Origin of the sequence: Paenibacillus barengoltzii G22 (assembly GCF_000403375.2) — a bacterium.
GTDB classification, from domain to species: domain Bacteria; phylum Bacillota; class Bacilli; order Paenibacillales; family Paenibacillaceae; genus Fontibacillus; species Fontibacillus barengoltzii.
Map to the genome: position 1 here is coordinate 1624669 of NZ_KE159652.1, position 15013 is coordinate 1639681.

Below are 15013 nucleotides of genomic sequence, written 5' to 3' on the forward strand. Positions count from 1 at the left end.
TCTCTACGTATAGCTCTATCCTAACACAAGCGGAAGCGTCCCGCCAAAGCCAACTGCTTTGCTTAGTTCACAACTACAGCCGGATATAGGATTCCAGGAACATCTGGAGCTCCGCCGCTCCGTCTGGACGGATACTGAACTTCTCCGTATCTTGGGCGAGCAGATGGATGCGCAGCAGTCCGGCGACCCGGAGTCGCATCAAGTCGTGCATCAGCTGATCCTTAGGTTCGCCTAGATCCTTCAGCATATCTTGCATCGATTTGGGTTCGTCGGCAACATAGCGGAGTAGGCGCAACCGCTGCGGTTCGGCCAAGGCACGGGTCAACCGTTTTAACACCATCGGCGGTTCATCCTCATCAAGCTCCGGAATATCGAGCGGGTACTGGATGAACAGCACGTTTTCGTAGAAAACGTATGTATTTATCGGTCGAAAATGGATCGAAGGGGTTAACACGACCAACGAGATCGGCTTCAAAGGTTCCAGCACCAACCCGCCGGAGGCGTATTCGATCAGCGCGTCGGTGTCCATCTTTTGCAGCAGCGTATGCTTCTCGGCTGCATCTTCCTCCAGGAGCGGAAGAAATTGATGCTCGATAGGGCTCATATACAGCCGATGCCAGCATTTGAGCAACGGGATATAGTTGCTTTGAATTCGCGCGATTGTCTCACTATTCACAGTGGGAATGTAGGTTTTAGTGCGATCATATAGGGACTCGACAGAGCTTTCTGCAATGTCGTTCAGAAATTGTGGGATATCGATCGCGCCTTTTCGCTCCAAGGCCCAAACGTACAAAACGTCGTAGTCTGTGAACGGGTACTTGGCCGCTTCGACAAATTGATGTCGCTCCTCCGGCGTGAGGCGAGTGTCTACCTCAGCTATCCATTCCAAGCCTACATCGAGATTGTTCACCCATTTGTGTGTAGTATATATCATAAAGCTGCTGATCAGTTCGTAGACCAAGGAATGATCCACTTTCACGTCATAGGCCATGATTGAACTAACCTCCCAAAGAACTTTGCATTCAGATTCATTATGGCTTGTTCGGTAGTGGATTGTCTACTATAATGTTAAAGGATTATTCGGAAAATATTATTTGGGGAAAAGTCGTCAACATATTGACGATTTTCTTTGTTTTTTAAGGAGTGTTTTTCATTTGGAAAGTTCGATCAGAAGGCATCACCGCATATTTACCCCCACCTTTATTCTGATCTCTGTCATTATTATCGCGGGGCTCAGTCAAGGACTGCTGCTGCCGGTGTTGTCCATATTTATGGAAGAAAGGGGGATCCCCTCCTCCGTAAATGGGTTGCATGCTGCAGCTCTTTATGTCGGATCGTTTGCCATGTCGCTGGTGGCGGAGAAGCTGCTGCGACGAACCGGGTTTAAACTCTTACTGCTGAGCGGCGTCGTTCTCGTTATGCTGGCTTTGCCGGTGTTTTCGCTGGTCTCCGATTTAAGGTTGTGGTTTATTCTAAGATTGCTTGTGGGGATCGGGGATAGTGCGATTCATTTTACCTCGCAGCTCTGGATCATTCTTGTTTCACCGCCGGACAAAAGAGGCCGGAACATCTCCTTGTATGGGATGTCCTACGGGCTAGGTTTCAGCATTGGACCGCTGGGCATCCGGCTGCTGGATTACGGGCAAGCCGTTCCGTTCGTCTTGCTGGCGATCCTGTTCCTCATGATCGTGATCCTCGCCGCTATCTATTTGCCAGATCGAGCACCGGAACCCGTTCGTCAGGAGGAAGCCGGTGCTCCGCGCAAGGTTCCGCAGATCTACCGGATGGCTTGGTTCGCCTTGCTGCCTGCCTTGCTATATGGTTATATGGAAGCTTCGATGAACAGCAACTTTCCGATATACGGCTTACGTTCAGGGCTTAGTGCGGCGGATATCGCGGCATTGCTGCCGTTCTTTGGCATCGGCGGCTTGATTCTTCAGCTCCCTCTGGGCATCCTAAGCGACCGGTTCGGCCGCAAAAAAGTGCTGATGACCGCAGGACTCACCGGCGGACTTCTGTTTCTCGCGGTTCCATTGGCGGGGAATCACTTTATGGCGTTGCTGCTACTGTTCATGGGTGCAGGCGGCTTGGTGGGTTCGTTCTTCTCGTTAGGCCTGGCGTATGCAGCGGATTTGCTCCCGCGTCATTTACTTCCGGTGGCCAATGTGATTGCATCCTTTCATTTTAACTTTGGCAGCATCATTGGCCCGAACCTCGGTGGAGCGGCCATGCAGTTAGGAGCGGCTCCGATGTTGTTTATGCTTCTGGGGTCGGCATATCTGTTGTTTTCCGCATCCGGGCTGGTGTTTCGGCCGGAACGTTACAAAAAAAGCGTAAATATGAACAGGCTGTAATGGATTTTCGTTGATTTTTCCAATACACTAAAGGGTAAGAAAAGGTAATGCAAATTTCATGTTAGTTCAAAAAAGTGAACAACAACTTGAGTACCTCTTAATCGTAAAAGGAGAAATCGGACATGATCAGAGTCAACCACTTGCAGAAATCGGTGGATGGAAATAAGAAGAAGGTGCTTCGCGATATTACCGTCCAGTTTGGTGCAGGGGAAATGATTGGCGTTGTAGGGGCCAGCGGCAGCGGCAAAAGCATGCTCCTTCGTTGCTTGGCGCTGCGAGAGAGTTGGAACCGGGGCGATTATACCTGGAACGGGGATAAAGTGATTGAAGGCGGCGGACGCGGTTCACAGAAATACCGCTCCCAATGCGCCTATCTCGAACAGAACCCTTCCTTGTATCCGGAGAAAACCGCGCTCAAAAATGTCCTGATCGGACAAGCGGGTCAAACTCCGCTTCTGCGCCGACTGACCGGGATGGTACGATCGGACGATTACATGGGCGCCATGGACGAGTTGGAGAAGTACGGCCTGCTGGACAAAGCCCATGTTAAAGCTGGGAAGTTGAGCGGCGGCGAGCGCCAACGTGTGGCTATTTGCCGGGCATTGGTTCATGGGGCTAGCTTCCTGGCGGCGGACGAGCCGGTGATCGGGCTGGATCCTAAGTCGGCAGAACGCGTATTGGAGACGTTAAAGGAGCTGTGCACCCAGCAAAATAAGATCGTTATTACGGCATTGCCGCTGGAATTGGCAGAGCGTTACTGCACCCGGATCTGGGGACTGTCTGAAGGAGAGATCAAGCTTGACGTGTCCGGACGGCGGCTCTCGATGGAAGAGAAACGCCTGATTGATCTGGTATGAAACGAGTGGTGAGTATGTTGACGAAGAGGAGATTATTAGCTTGGGCGGGAGCTTGCCTGCTTCTGATCCTAAGCGGCTGCAGCGTGATCAGCGATCCGAAGTCTTTGATGCAAACGCCGCAGCTCTCCACCGACCGTGCCTCGTTAATCAGCGTCATTAAGGCCGAGCTGAAAGGCGGAGAGATCGTCTCGCCGCGGGACGTCCGCAATATCAGCTCCATTCGCACACCTGACCTGAACAACGACGGGATCAAGGAGGCGGTGGTCTTCTATGAGACGCCTGATGAAGCGGTGCGGATCCACGGCATGATTTTAGAGCATCAGGGCAATTCCTGGGCACTGAAGGTTCGCTTTGACGGCGAAGGCCAGGTCCTTGAAACGTTTGATATTCTGGACTTAAACGGCGACGGCAATTTGGAGATTATCGCTGGTTTCTCCAGCGGCTCCGATGAACTGCAGAAAGGATTAACCGTATATACTTACAATGGCAGTGAAGTCGAGAAGGCAATTGCGTTGCCGTACAACTACTTTATGGTGGACGATTTAAATCAGGATAACATTCCTGATATCACGGTCGTGAACTTAAAACGCGAGCAGTATACGACGGTGACGACGTATCAGTATGATGGATCGTTTAAAGAAATAAGCCATCTGGAACTCGACGATCCGATCAGCGAGTATTATAATGCGGTCAGCGGCAACATTACGCCTAACCTGAAGGGGATTATTCTTGATGCAACGGTGGGAACCCATTCCGCCTTCTCGACGGTGATTGTGATGAAGGACGGGGAGCTTGTTAACCTGTTGCCTTCACAGGATATGACGCTCAAAGGGTATCCGATTCTCAGCGGTGACGTTAACAATGATGGACTGCTGGAAATCGGCATGTTGGAGAAGCCCAAAGGCTGGGAGTATATTTCATTTGATGAAATTCCGTGGCTGTTCTCCTATTACCAGTGGGATGAGAACGAAGGCCTCAAATTCGTCATGCAGCAATACATGGATATGGCTGGACGCTTCTACTTCAACTTCCCGAAAGAATGGCAAGGCAATGTTACGATCGATACGAAGTCCGACAAAAATGAGCACCTCATTTTCGTCAAGATCGATACAAATGAGCCTGTCGCGGAAATCCGCTTCTTTACGCTGTCGGAATGGGAGCGCAATAAAGGAGATTGGGAGCTGCTCGCACGGGATGCCGATAAGGTGATCGGGTTCCTGAGTCATACGGATTTAAAAGTCAACAAAGGCGAGACGGAAATTAAACGTTAAGCCGTTTTTTGAAAGAGGGGGCAACCAAATTGAGCAAAGTGCTGATTTTGGAGGACGAAGAGTCTATCCGTAGTTTTATCGTCATTAACTTGAAGCGGAACGGCTTCGATGTACTCGAAGCGGCGGACGGCAACGAAGCGTTAAGCAAGCTGCAAAGCGTTCCGGACATTGACATCGCGCTCCTCGACGTGATGGTGCCAGGGATTGACGGTTTTGAAGTGTGCCGGCGGATCCGCGAAACGAATGAACGGATCGGGATTATTTTCCTCACCGCTAAAGTGCAAGAGCAGGATAAGGTCTACGCGTTGTCCGTGGGCGCGGACGATCATGTCAGCAAGCCGTTTAGCCCAACAGAGCTGATCGCCCGCATTCAATCCCTGCTGCGCCGGGTGAATGTTTACCGTGAGAGCAGTGCGAAGGTGACGTTTACGTCCGGACCGTTTACACTGGATTTGATCTCCAAGCAATTTAAGAAAAACGGGCAGCTGATTGAACTGACCCCGACGGAGTTTTCGTTGATTCAGTTTTTCCTGGAGAAGGAGAATACCCCGCTTAGCCGTGACGTCCTGTTGGATCACGTCTGGGGCAAGGAATATATGGGCGATCCGAAGATCGTGGATGTGAATATTCGTCGTCTGCGGCAGAAGATTGAAGCGAATCCGTCCGAACCGGCTTTCCTGCAAACCGTGTGGGGGCACGGTTATAAGTGGAAAGGCGAGGGACAATGATCAAGAAAGGGATTGGACGGCAAATCGTCTTACACTATTTCATCGTTGTATTCGTAACCTTGTTTATGGTCGAGGTGATTTTCACATTGGCCATTCGCATGTATTATTACGATACGATCTATAATCACATGTCCAATCACTCGATGTGGGCTTCGGACTACTTCCAGAAGTTCGTCCGATTGAATGCGGAGGGGGATCCGGATTATTTTACGGAAATGCTCCGCACTTTTGAGCTGGATAATACCGAACTGATGATTCTGGATCGCAACGGCGAGGTGAAGGCAAGCACCAATCCGTTCCAAGCTGATAAGGCGATTCAAACCAGCGATGTTCCGCAAGCGTTAGCCGGGAACGTTGGCAAGTGGATCGGGCGGCAACCGACGACCGGCGAGCTGGTGATGGCCGTTTCAAGGCCGCTGCAGATCCAAGGGCATACGCAATACATCGTACGTTACGTCACCTCGATGGAGTCGGTCAATTCCAAGCTGCTGAACTTGACCTTCATGTCGATTGCGGTTTCGGCGGCTGTACTGGCTATCGTTACGTTGTTTAGCATCGGATTGGCGAACTCGATTGTTAAGCCCATTAATAATATTCGTGCCGTATCGGCGCAAATGGCGCGAGGGAAGTTCGATGCGCGAATCAAGGGCAATTACCGTTATGAGCTTGGTGAACTGGCAGCTACCTTGAATTATATGGCCGAGGAGATCGTCCGCAGCAATCAGATCAAGGACGATTTTATCTCATCAATTTCACATGAGCTGCGCACGCCATTGACGGGGATTAAAGGCTGGAGCGAGACGTTAACCTCCGGCGGCTTCGATCCAGAGGAGACGAAGATCGGGATGGGGATTATCGCGAAAGAGACCGATCGTTTGATTGGCCTCGTGGAGGAGATCCTTGATTTCTCGAAGCTGCAATCCAACGAGATGAAGCTGGTAATCGGCGAGGTGAACCTCAAAGAACTGCTTCAAGAGACGATGCTCAACGTTTGGGCCAAAGCGGAACAGAAGCATATTCAGCTGAAGCTTGAGGATAAAGCCGACGGCACCGCCATGGTCAGAGGCGATGGCAATCGTCTGAAGCAAGTGTTCCTCAACGTAGTGGACAATGCGATCAAGTTCTCCCATGAACAAAGCTGGATTCATCTGGTGATTGATCGTATCGATGATGAACGCGTGAAAGTGGATGTCATCGATTCGGGGATTGGCATCAGTGAGGAATATTTAAACAAAGTGAAGGATCGATTCTTCCAGGTGAATCACCAAGGCGGCGGTACCGGGCTGGGGCTGGCGATCAGTCAGCAGTTGGTTGAGCTGCATCATGGGGAAATGGAAATTCAGAGTGAGCTTGGCGTTGGGACAACCGTTTCAGTCATCTTACCGCTGTTAAGCGATACCCGAACGGAAGAAGCTGTAACCGAATCGGAGACAAAACCTTAATAGTGATATAAAAAGAGAGAAAGAAACTTGTGGAGAGAGGGACTTACTATGACACAGCTTATCGATCAACTAGAAACCGCTCAGGGAACGCTTGACATCTCACTGGCAGGCGAAGAGGATTTGGAGACAGTGCAGGAGATATTAGTTGAAGCCGCGACTTGGATGCAAGAAAATGGTGTGAATCAATGGAACCCGCTGCAGTTTACGCCGGAACTGATTCGGTCGTACTTGGCAGACCGTGAAATATACCTGCTGCATGAGTCAGGCGAACCGGTGGCTTTGTTTACGCTGCAGGATTCAGATCCCGATTATTGGGGTGAGCTGAACGTTCCCGGTTACAGTTACCTGCACCGGCTTACGATCCGGTTGTCTTACCGCGGACGCGGGCTGAGCAGTGAAATTTTACGCTATGCAGCGAAACGTTCCAAGGCGCTGGGTCGTCCTGGCATTCGGTTAGACTGCTGGAACCAGAACCCGAAGCTTGTTCAGTTATACGAGGGCTTAGGGTATCAGCTCCAAGGAACGGGCAGCAACAACGGAAGAGAATTTAACTTGTATCAGTTGGACGCTGATATATATGCCCAACTCTAACTTTTGACAATAGCACAGCTAGAAACCAAAGGGACCGCCTCGAAAGATCATCCATGGATTCTTTCGAAGCGGTCCCTTTTGGGTTAGGAGAGCAACCCTTCGGCCCGAAGCCGAGGGGCGTTGTCGTACACTTCTTGAAGCAGACGGGAGGGTTGAGGTCGGCTTGCCGGTTTAGCAAACACGGTTTCGTACGGGGCCACAACGCTGATGTCTCCAGGCTCCGATTTAATGACGGCACCGTCTTTGATGATCGCGCCTTCGCCGATAATCGCCCGCTCAATCTGGACGTTGCGGCCGATTTTCGCGCCCGGCATGATGACGCTGTCCTTGATGCGGGAATACCGGCCAATTTCTGTTCCAGCAAAAATAACTGAACGTTCTACATAGCCTTCGAGTGAACAGTGATCATGAATGAGGGAGGAAGGGGCGGGAGTGTGACGTTTTTTAACCCATCCTTGCATGAGCGGCCGTTCTCGAGTAAACATGGGCCAATCCTCACGATGAAGCTTCCATTCGGAGGATTCAACCAGCAAATCCATATGCGCTTCCCATAGGCTTTGAACCGTTCCGACATCCCGCCAATACCCCTTGAATTCATACGCGTGCAGCGGCTCGCTGCCTGCCAACATTTTAGGGATTAAGTCCTTGCCGAAATCATGACTGGAGTTCGGGTCCGCGGCATCTTCCTCCAACTGGCGCTTTAAGAACTCCCACTCAAACAAGTAAATACCCATGGAGGCGAGGTTACTCGCAGGTTGCGCCGGTTTCTCCGCGAACTCCGTAATCCGGTTGTGTTCATCCTTCGTCATGACACCAAAGCGATGGGCTTCTTCCCAGGGTACTGGCATAACTGAAATCGTTGCTTTGGCCTGGTGACTGAGATGGAAATCCAACATGTGACGGTAGTCCATATGGTAAATATGGTCTCCCGAAAGGATCAGGACGTATTTGGGCGAATGACCGTCGACAAAAGCCATATTCTTGTAGATGGCGTCCGCCGTACCTGTATATTCCTCAACGCCTTCCCGATACGCTGGCAGTAAAGTGATCCCGCCATGCTCGGAGTGCTTCAGCTTCCATGGTTCTCCTTCACCGATGTGCTCATGGAGCGAAGCCGCTTCGTATTGCGTCAAAACCCCGATCGTATCAATTCCGGAGTTGACGCAGTTGCTGAGAGGAAAATCGATGATCCGGTAATGTCCGCCAAAATGCACGGCCGGTTTCGCCTGCTTGGTGGTCAGCGGAGATAATCGTCGCCCCTCTCCGCCGGCAAGAAGCATTGCAATACAGTCCTTTTTCCTCATTTCATTTCCCTCCCGCATGTTTTGGTCTGTGTGGCACATACATTAGGATATAATGTAGATGAAATAAAATATGGAAAATATCCGAAAGTAATACATCTTTTTGATGTAAATACTGAAATTTTTTTTGAATTTCTAAAAATAATTGACGTTCTTTCATTTGGTGTAAAGGTGGTGACAGATTTGTTTGATGCCAGGACCGAATCAGCATGGGCTTCCGCCGTATCTCCCACGGATATTTATTTGTTCCGCGAGGGGACATTGTATCAAAGCTACCGCACGTTTGGCGCCCATCCCGTAACCGAAGGGGGAAGACGTGGAGTTCGCTTTACTGTTTGGGCCCCGAATGCATGCCAAGTCGCCGTTGTCGCCGACTGGAACGGTTGGAAAGGGACGCGTGATGTACTATATAAGATACCCGATTCGGGAATTTGGACTCGCTTTTTTCCGGATGTTCCGGTTGGAAGTTTTTACAAGTATGCTTTAACCGGACCGGATGGTAAGACCCGCTTAAAGGCAGATCCCTATGCTTTTTATGCGGAAGTGCGGCCGAAAACAGCTTCCATCATCACGGAATTGGACAACTACATCTGGGGAGATGAGAAGTGGATTCAGAACCGCAGCGCACCTTACGCACGGCCGCTCAACATTTATGAGCTTCACTTCGGGACCTGGCGGCAAAAGACTGACGGCTCGTTTTATACATACCGAGAGATGGTGGATTTGCTAATCCCCTACGTCAAAGAGATGGGGTACACGCATATCGAAATCATGCCGCTCTGTGAGCATCCGTATGATTTATCATGGGGATATCAAGCGACCGGTTATTTCGCCCCAACCAGCCGGTATGGGGAACCGCAGGATTTAATGTATTTCGTGGATTGCTGTCATCAGGCTGGGATTGGCGTGTTGCTCGATTGGGTGCCGGGCCATTTTACGAAAGATGATCACGGATTACGTCTATTTGACGGAACGCCCTTGTTCGAGTATGCCGATCCGGCCAAAGCGGAGAAACCCGGATGGGGGACCCTTAGTTTTGATTTCAGTAAACCCGAGGTGCGTTCTTTTTTGATCTCCAGCGCGATATATTGGCTTGAAAAGTATCATTTCGACGGGCTGAGAGTCGACGCCGTGACCAGCATGATTCGTTACGATTTCGAGAAGCCGTCCTGGGCGGCGGCACGTAACGAAAAGGGCGGTACCGAAAATCTGGAGGCGATCGAATTCTTACGGCAGCTCAACACGGCAGTCTTCCGTTATTTTCCGCATGCTTTGATGATGGCGGAAGAATCTAGCGCGTGGCCGTTAGTGACCGCCCCTGCGCATCAAGGGGGGCTTGGCTTTAATTACAAGTGGAATATGGGGTGGATGAACGATACGTTGGATTATTTTGAGACGCCGTTCCGCGAGAGACCTCACCGTCATCACTTGCTAACGTTCCCGATTTGGTACGCCTATTCGGAGAATTTTACGCTGCCGCTCTCCCATGACGAGGTGGTACACGGCAAAAAATCACTGCTGGACAAAATGCCGGGCACCTACGAGCAAAAATTCGCCGGCCTTCGCCTGTTACTCGGGTATCAGCTGACCACTCCAGGGAAAAAACTGTTATTTATGGGTGGAGAATTTGGCCAATTTATCGAATGGCGTGATCAAGGGGAGCTGGATTGGTTCCTGTTGGATTACGAGTCACATCGGCAGATCCATGGGTATTGCCAGGCGTTGAATCACTTTTATTTGCAAGAGCCGTCGCTGTGGGAGCAGGATCATGAACCTGAGGGATTTCAGTGGATCATTCCGGATGATGATCTGCAAAGTGTCATTGGGTATGTGCGAAAAGGAACGCGGCCGCAGGAGCTGTTGCTAGTGCTGCTGAACTTTCTGCCGGAGGAGCGGAGGGAGTATCGTGTTGGCGTCCCTTTGCCTGGACGGTACGAGCTTGTCTTTAACAGCGATGATGTTCGATTCGGCGGGTTCGGCTGCCCACAGCCCAAGCTGCAATTAAGCGAAAAAACGGCTTGGAACGGCAGGCCCCAAAGCCTGACCGTTACGCTTCCTCCGCTGAGCATGACCGTGTGGAAGCGTCAAGCGCCAAGAAGGAGGGTGAAACGATGAAGATTTTGTTTGCTGCGGCCGAAGTCGCACCGTTTATCAAAACCGGAGGCTTGGCTGACGTGATTGGGGCACTGCCAAAGGCACTGATTGAAGCGGGCCATGATGTGCGGGTCATCATGCCAAGATATCGCGAGCTGCCGCAAGTTTACCGTGAGCGTCTGCATCATCTTGGCACCGGTACGGTTCCGGTGGGATGGCGGAAGAAGTATGGCGGCATTTCCCGGCTGGACTGGGAAGGGGTTCCCGTGTACATGATAGATAACGAAGACTATTTTGGCAGAACAGGGATTTATGGTCATTGGGATGACGGCGAGCGGTTCGCGTACTTGGATCGGGCGGTGCTGGAGCTGCTTCCCCTTACCGGGTTTATGCCGGATATTATTCATTGCCATGACTGGCATACGGCGATGATCCCGCTCTTGTTAAAGGAGCATTACCGCGATCGGCACGAATACCGGAATATTCGAACCGTTTATACCATACATAACTTGTTATACCAGGGGATTTTTCCGAAAGAGATTCTGGGAGATCTGTTGGGACTCCCTTGGGACTATTTCACACCGGACGGCGTCGAGTATTATGATCAAGTCAGCTTTATGAAAGCCGGCTTAGTCTACGCCAATCATGTGACGACGGTCAGTCCCACTTATGCGGAAGAGATCAAGACCGAGCACTACGGTTATGGGCTGGACGGCCTGCTTCGCTCGATCAGCGGTCGGTTGTCAGGCATCGTAAACGGGATCGATACCCGACTATATGATCCGGAGACCGATCTGGAGCTATTCGCCCGTTACAGTCGCAATTTGGGACAGAAACGCGCCAATAAACCGGTGCTTCAGCGGGAGCTGGGCCTGCCGGAAGCACCGGATACGCCGCTGATCTCGATGGTTACTCGTCTGGTCGAGCCGAAGGGGCTGGATCTGGTCATTCGGGTGTTAGATGAATGGCTTAGCACAGACGATGTGCAATTTGTGTTGCTTGGCACCGGGGATCCCGCCTATGAAGATTGGTTTCGGGAAGCGGCATGGCGTCATCCCGGGAAGCTTTCGGTCCAAATCAAGTTCAGCGATGCGTTATCTCGGCGCATCTATGCCGGCAGCGACATCTTCCTAATGCCATCGCGGTTTGAGCCTTGCGGCATCAGCCAGCTGTTGGCGCTGCGATACGGCACAATCCCCGTTGTAAGAGAAACCGGCGGCCTCAACGATACCGTGCGTTCCTATAATGAATTTACAAGCGAAGGCAACGGCTTCACCTTCCATAACTATAACGCGCATGATATGTTGTACACGCTTCGCCGGGCGGTGTCGTTCTACCGCCAGCCTGAGCATTGGCATCGGATAACAGCAAATGCATTCGCCGGTGATTACGGCTGGGATGCATCGGCAAGACAATATATTCACATTTATGAGAGCCTAAAGAAATAGCGGACGAGTCGCTCGTCCGCTTTTTGTCATTATTTTTGAATGTGCCGATACAAAATGCGGAAGCCGTAAGGATCCAGGGAAATGCTCATGACCCCGTTCGTTGGTGTCACGGCTTCTTCGGTAAGGGCGTCCCGCCAATCGCTCGTTTGCATCGGATGGGTGAGGGTGACAGGCTTGGGGGTATTGTTCATCCACACGGTAAAATGCATCTTCTCATCCATTCGTTCGTATACGATACACGGATCCCCTGGTTCCGCGTGCAGAAACCGAAAATGACCGTGACGAAGCGCCGGATGCTGCTTTCGCAGCCTAATCATCAGCTTGTAGAAATCATACAGCTCACGATCCTGCTTGTTGTGATCCCACTCCATGCACTTCCGGCAATCCGGATCCCCGTCGCCAGTTAGACCGATCTCATCGCCGTAGAACATGCAAGGCGTTCCAATATACGTAAACAGAAACACCACGCAGAGCTTGAGCTTGCGCTTGTCGCCGCCGACACGGGTCAGCAGGCGAGGGGTATCATGGCTGCCCAGCATGTTGAAGATCACTTCATTCGTTTGATGCGGATATCGCATGATCAGCGCACCCATCTCATCGGAAAAGGCCGCCCCGTCTACACCGCCGTTAAAAAACTCCAGCACTTTATCCGCAAAGGGGTAATTCATCACGGAATCAAATTGATCCCCCAGCAGCCAGTTCAAGGAATCGCTCCATACCTCACCAATCAGATAAGCTTCCGGGTTCGCTTGTTTGACGACCTGACGGAATTCCCGCCAGAACGAATGATCTATTTCATTGGCGACGTCAAGCCGCCAACCGTCCAACTTGATCTCCTTAATCCAATATTCGGCGACTTCAAGTAAATACTTTTTTAGTTCCGGGTTGGCGGTATTAAATTTCGGCATGTTGGGGAAGAACCCAAACGTATCATACGTCGGGATCCCGTTCTCTACCCTCGCCGGGAACTGGTTGACATGAAACCAACCGGCATACGGGGAGGCTTCACCATGTTTGAGGACGTCCTGGAATGGAGGAAAATGCTCCCCGCAATGATTAAAGACCGCGTCCAACACGACCCGGATCCCACGCTGATGACATTGCTCCACCAACTCCCGCAGCAAGTCGTTGTTTCCAAAATGAGGATCAACCTGTTTATAATCCACGGTGTCGTATTTATGGTTGGATGGAGCCAAAAAAATCGGAGTAAGATATATCGCTGTGATACCTAGGTCGGTCAAATCGTCCAAGTGGTCAATGATCCCCTGCAAATCGCCGCCAAAGTAATTTTCACGGGTCGGCTTGCCTCCCCAGGCTTCAACTGGCTTGGGATCATTGGAGGGATCTCCGTTGGCGAACCGCTCCGGCATAATCTGATAGAAGACCGCTTGCTTTGCCCATTCCGGCACTCGGACTACTTCGTTCTCATGAATATACGGAAATTCAAAGCATTCCCCCGGCGGTTGAGGAGCCTCCGATTGAATGCCTGTGTCCAGCAGGTACACCGTTTCAGTTCCCGCCGTAAGCTTAAAGGCATAAGAAAGACGTTTGAACTTGGGACGCACCGCGACCTCCCAATAGTCGAACATGCGATCATGGGCCGTTTTTTCCATCGGCAGCTCCTGGTAGGTTCCCGTCCAATCGTATTTGTCCCCGGTCATGGCCATCACCTGCTCCACATCATCCCGTTTCGTCCGGATGCGAAGATGGATCGTCGATGAGTCATAGGCATACGCCCATTTGTCCCGGGGCACGTGGTAGAGCGCTTCAAGCAGCACAGATTGGCGCCTCCTCTCGTAAATCGCTAGGGTTGTGATGATGTTCATTATTCCCCAAGGCAGCAAGGAGCATGAACCAAATGGGTAACATAATTCAGATTTGAATTGACCAAAGTATGATAAATAAGATTTACGAGGTTTTAAAGGGCAGTTCTGTGAAAACTTTTGAATATCATGAAAATTGTTTTGCATATATATGCATTCTGATTTATAATTAGCCCAGTAATCATCGTCGTGTGATAAAAAGAAAAGCAGAATAGGAGAGAAAAGCATGAAAAAATGGGGCATGTTATTCATAGCGGTCTTGATGGTGACTATGGTGCTGGCCGCTTGTGGTCAGGAAAAAAATAACAGCGGCAACGCGGCAAACAACGCCGGTCAAGCTGCGAACCAAAATGAGACTCAAGCAGGTGGGGATCAAACCGAACCGGCTAAGAAACTGATCGTAGGCATGAGTGCGGACTTCCCGCCATATGAGTTCCACATCAAGAACGACCAGGGTGAAGACGAAATTGTTGGTTTTGACGTAGAAATCGCTAAGGAAATCGCCAAGGATCTGGGCGCGGAGCTGGAGATCAAGGATATGCTGTTCGACTCCTTGCTCAACGAACTTTCTAGCGGGCGTGTAGATCTAGTTATCTCCGGATTAAGTCCAAAACCAGAACGCGCTGAGCAAATCGATATGTCGAAAATTTACTACACTGCAGAACAAGCCATTGTGACGCGTGAAGCTGACAAAGATAAATACTCCACTATGGAATCGCTGGAAGGTGCAAAAATCGGGGTACAAAAGAGCTCGATCCAGGAAGATATGGCGAAGGAAATTCCAAACGCCAAGCTGACCTCGCTGGCTAAAATCAATGACATCATTATGCAACTGACTTCGAACCGTGTAGATGCTGCGATATTGGAAGGACCGGTAGCCAAAGCATTTGTGAAGAACGTCAAAGGCATCGTTATTACGGATGCTAAACCTGAGACGGAAGATGAAGGTTATGTTGTTGGTGTCAAAAAAGGCAATAAAGAATTGTTGGATCAAGTGAATGCGACGCTGGATCGCCTGATGAGTGACGGAAGCATCGACAAGTTCGTCACAGAAGCTACTGAACTCGCAGAGAAATAATACGACACTGATCCATCTTTGCAGAA

At 50.7% G+C, this 15013-nt stretch carries 12 protein-coding genes; 9 read left to right on the forward strand and 3 right to left on the reverse strand.

Translation table 11 applies throughout. The features are described from left to right. Positions 1-73: 73 nt before the first annotated feature. Positions 74-991 carry a helix-turn-helix domain-containing protein gene (locus tag C812_RS07575; RefSeq protein ID WP_016312080.1) on the reverse strand — a complete coding sequence of 306 codons (918 nt, stop codon included), beginning with the start codon at positions 989-991 and terminating at the stop codon, positions 74-76. 163 nt (positions 992-1154) lie between these two features. On the opposite strand from C812_RS07575, the gene C812_RS07580 reads away from it, so the two are divergent. The 6 genes from C812_RS07580 (at position 1155) to C812_RS07605 (ending at position 7243) form a co-directional block, all read left to right on the forward strand. Then, entirely contained in the window at positions 1155-2354 is a 1200-nt protein-coding gene (locus C812_RS07580) for an MFS transporter (RefSeq protein WP_016312081.1), read from the forward strand. Between the two features lie 122 nt (positions 2355-2476). After that, the gene (locus C812_RS07585) at positions 2477-3211 is read left to right on the forward strand and encodes a phosphonate ABC transporter ATP-binding protein (protein ID WP_016312082.1); all 735 of its coding nucleotides are present in this window, start codon (positions 2477-2479) and stop codon (positions 3209-3211) included. After that, the gene (locus tag C812_RS07590) at positions 3208-4482 is read left to right on the forward strand and encodes a hypothetical protein (protein WP_016312083.1); all 1275 of its coding nucleotides are present in this window, start codon (positions 3208-3210) and stop codon (positions 4480-4482) included. Before C812_RS07585 ends, C812_RS07590 begins: the two co-directional genes overlap by 4 nt. A 29-nt stretch (positions 4483-4511) precedes the next feature. Next, positions 4512-5210 (forward strand): response regulator transcription factor, encoded by a 699-nt coding sequence (locus C812_RS07595; RefSeq protein WP_016312084.1) that lies wholly within the window; start codon positions 4512-4514, stop codon positions 5208-5210. Beyond that, the gene (locus C812_RS07600; RefSeq protein WP_016312085.1) at positions 5207-6652 is read left to right on the forward strand and encodes a sensor histidine kinase; all 1446 of its coding nucleotides are present in this window, start codon (positions 5207-5209) and stop codon (positions 6650-6652) included. The genes C812_RS07595 and C812_RS07600 overlap by 4 nt, the downstream gene beginning before the upstream one ends. 48 nt (positions 6653-6700) lie before the next feature. Then, positions 6701-7243, forward strand: a complete 543-nt coding sequence (locus tag C812_RS07605) for a GNAT family N-acetyltransferase (RefSeq protein WP_016312086.1) — start codon at positions 6701-6703, stop codon at positions 7241-7243. A gap of 83 nt (positions 7244-7326) precedes the next feature. On the opposite strand, the gene C812_RS07610 is transcribed toward C812_RS07605, so the two are convergent. Then, complete coding sequence (locus C812_RS07610) at positions 7327-8547, reverse strand: glucose-1-phosphate adenylyltransferase (RefSeq protein WP_016312087.1); 1221 nt, start codon at positions 8545-8547, stop codon at positions 7327-7329. 180 nt (positions 8548-8727) lie between these two features. On the opposite strand from C812_RS07610, the gene glgB reads away from it, so the two are divergent. Together glgB and glgA are read left to right on the forward strand one after the other, a co-directional pair. Then, positions 8728-10659 (forward strand): 1,4-alpha-glucan branching protein GlgB, encoded by a 1932-nt coding sequence (gene glgB, locus C812_RS07615; protein WP_016312088.1) that lies wholly within the window; start codon positions 8728-8730, stop codon positions 10657-10659. After that, positions 10656-12086: a glycogen synthase GlgA gene (gene glgA, locus C812_RS07620; RefSeq protein WP_016312089.1), complete on the forward strand. Its 1431-nt coding sequence runs from the start codon at positions 10656-10658 to the stop codon at positions 12084-12086. Before glgB ends, glgA begins: the two co-directional genes overlap by 4 nt. Before the next feature lie 29 nt (positions 12087-12115). Here the strand turns inward: glgA and C812_RS07625 are convergent, their stop codons facing one another. Next, on the reverse strand, positions 12116-13864 hold the full coding sequence (locus tag C812_RS07625; protein WP_016312090.1) for an alpha-glycosidase: 1749 nt from the start codon (positions 13862-13864) through the stop codon (positions 12116-12118). A 271-nt stretch (positions 13865-14135) separates the two neighbouring features. Here C812_RS07625 and C812_RS07630 point away from each other — a divergent pair, with 271 nt between their 5' ends. Beyond that, the gene (locus C812_RS07630) at positions 14136-14987 is read left to right on the forward strand and encodes a transporter substrate-binding domain-containing protein (protein ID WP_016312091.1); all 852 of its coding nucleotides are present in this window, start codon (positions 14136-14138) and stop codon (positions 14985-14987) included. Positions 14988-15013 lie beyond the last annotated feature (26 nt).